Raw genomic sequence first — 2,398 nt, 5'->3', positions numbered from 1 at the left:
AAGACTTCATGAATTACTTATCTGTAGAAAATATCTCCAAAGCATACGGAGAACGCGTATTGTTTGATAAATTATCTTTTGGGATTAATAAAGATCAAAAGATTGCATTTGTAGCAAAAAACGGTACCGGAAAAACTTCCATTTTAAACATCATTGCCGGAAGAGATACTTCTGACACAGGTCAGGTGGTTATCAGAAAAGATATTCAGGTGGCCTATTTAGCTCAGGATGATAAGTTAGATCCTAAGTTGACTATTGAAGAAGTGATTTTTGCTTCGGAAAACCCGGTGTTGAAAGTAATTCAGCAATATGAAACGGCGCTAGAGAACCCTGAAGATACAGATGCCTATCAAAAAGCATTCGATTTGATGGATCAGTACAATGCATGGGATTTTGAAACGCAATACAAACAGATATTGTCGAAACTGAAATTTGATGATATCCATCAAAAAATAGAAGGACTTTCTGGAGGTCAAAAAAAGCGTTTAGGATTGGCAACGGTTTTGATTAATAAACCTGATTTATTGATTTTAGATGAGCCTACCAATCACCTGGATTTAGAAATGATAGAGTGGTTGGAGTCATTTTTTGCGAAAGAAAAAATTACCTTGTTTATGGTAACGCATGATCGTTACTTTTTAGAACGCGTTTGTAATGAAATCATTGAGTTGGATGGTGGTGAATTGTATAGCTACAAAGGGAATTACTCTTATTATTTACAAAAGAAAGAAGAACGTATAGCTTTAGAGCAAGTAGTTCAAGAAAAAGCAAAAAACTTATTTAAAAAGGAATTGGATTGGATGCGTAGACAGCCGAAGGCAAGGACTACAAAGTCGAAATCTAGAATAGATGACTTTTTTGAAATTAAGGAAAAAGCGCATAACAGAAGAACTGAACACAAAGTCCAGTTGGAGATCAATATGGAGCGCTTAGGAAGTAAAATTCTTGAGATGCATAAAGTTTATAAGTCCTATGGCGACTTAAAAATAATGGATGGTTTTGAATATGTGTTCAAAAGAGGAGAACGTATCGGAATTATCGGTAAAAACGGAACCGGAAAATCTAGTTTTTTAAATTTAATTACACATAAAGAACCCGTAGATCAAGGTAAAATTATCTTGGGGGAAACCGTAAAATATGGGTATTATACTCAAAGTGGAATCACTGTCAAAGAAGGACAGAAAGTAATAGAAGTAATCAAAGAATTTGGAGAATATATTCCTTTGGCCAAAGGAAATAAAATTTCTGCAAGTCAGCTTTTAGAACGCTTTTTGTTTGATAGAAAGCGTCAATATGATTTTGTTGAAAAATTAAGTGGTGGAGAGCGCAAGCGTTTGTTTTTATGTGCAGTGTTGATTCAGAATCCTAATTTTTTAATATTGGATGAGCCTACCAATGATTTAGATATCGTAACCTTAAATGTCTTAGAAGCATTTTTACTTGATTTCCCTGGGAATTTATTGGTGGTTTCTCACGATAGATATTTTATGGATAAAATTGTAGATTCTTTATTTGTGTTTAGAGGAGAGGGAGTTGTAGAAAATTTCCCTGGAAACTATTCAGATTATAGAGTTTATGAAGATTCAAAACCAAAAGAATCTAAAGAAATCAAAGTAAAGCCAGCAGAAGTTCAGGCACCAGTGAAGGAAGCTGCTCCCAAGTCAAAAGGAAAACTGAGTTACAATGAAAAGCGTGAATTTGGAACTCTAGAATCTGATATAGCAAAGCTAGAAAAGCAGAAAGAAAAAATTGAAAATCAGTTTGCAAATGGTGAAATTGACCCAAATGATGTAAATGAGGTTTCTATTCAGTTGCAAAAAATTATTGATGACATTGAGCTGAAAGAGGAACGTTGGTTTGATTTATCAGCAAAACTTGAAGGCTAAAAACAGGTTTTTAAATAAGTCTAAATATATTTCATAAGATTCTTGTTTTTAGTTTGTTGATTTCTTAAATTAGATAAACGCCCCCTATGATACGTTAGTTTAAAAAAATTAATGTTATGGAAAAGGGTGTTTTAAAAATATGCGTTTTAATTCTTGTACTAAGTTTTTTTGGTATAACGAATTTTTATGCTCAAAGTCAGGGTATGGTTTCTGTTGTCATTGATCCTAAAATGGCAGTAGAAGGTCCTTATAAAACAAGTGAACATGGTGAGTTAGACATGACTTTGCGTGTTGCTTGCCACCATTTAAAATATGAAATTGGTGCTTTCACTGAATTATTTCCTGCAATTGAATACTACGGCTTTGGTCTGTTTTTTAAATATAAATTTTTGTTAGAAAAGAATCCTAAAAAGTTTAATAGATGGGTTCTTCCTATAGGAGCCGATGTTGGTTTTATAAAAAGAAATCAAGAATTTGAAGAAAAAGTATTGATGTTTAATTTTGCGATTGAT

The 2,398-nt window shown here is 32.9% G+C and carries 2 protein-coding genes; both read left to right on the top strand.

What is annotated here, in order from left to right; all coding sequences use genetic code 11:
• The first annotated feature begins 8 nt into the window (after window positions 1–8).
• Window positions 9–1,886 (top strand): ABC-F family ATP-binding cassette domain-containing protein, encoded by a 1,878-nt coding sequence (locus tag P8H68_RS05830; RefSeq protein WP_300322442.1) that lies wholly within the window; start codon window positions 9–11, stop codon window positions 1,884–1,886.
• A 116-nt stretch (window positions 1,887–2,002) separates the two neighbouring features.
• A partial coding sequence (locus P8H68_RS05825) for a hypothetical protein (protein WP_300322441.1) occupies window positions 2,003–2,398 on the top strand: 396 nt, incomplete at its 3' end.

The organism is Flavicella sp., assembly GCF_029238425.1.
Lineage (GTDB): Bacteria > Bacteroidota > Bacteroidia > Flavobacteriales > Flavobacteriaceae > Flavicella.
This window is presented reverse-complemented; position numbering and strand designations above follow the sequence as displayed.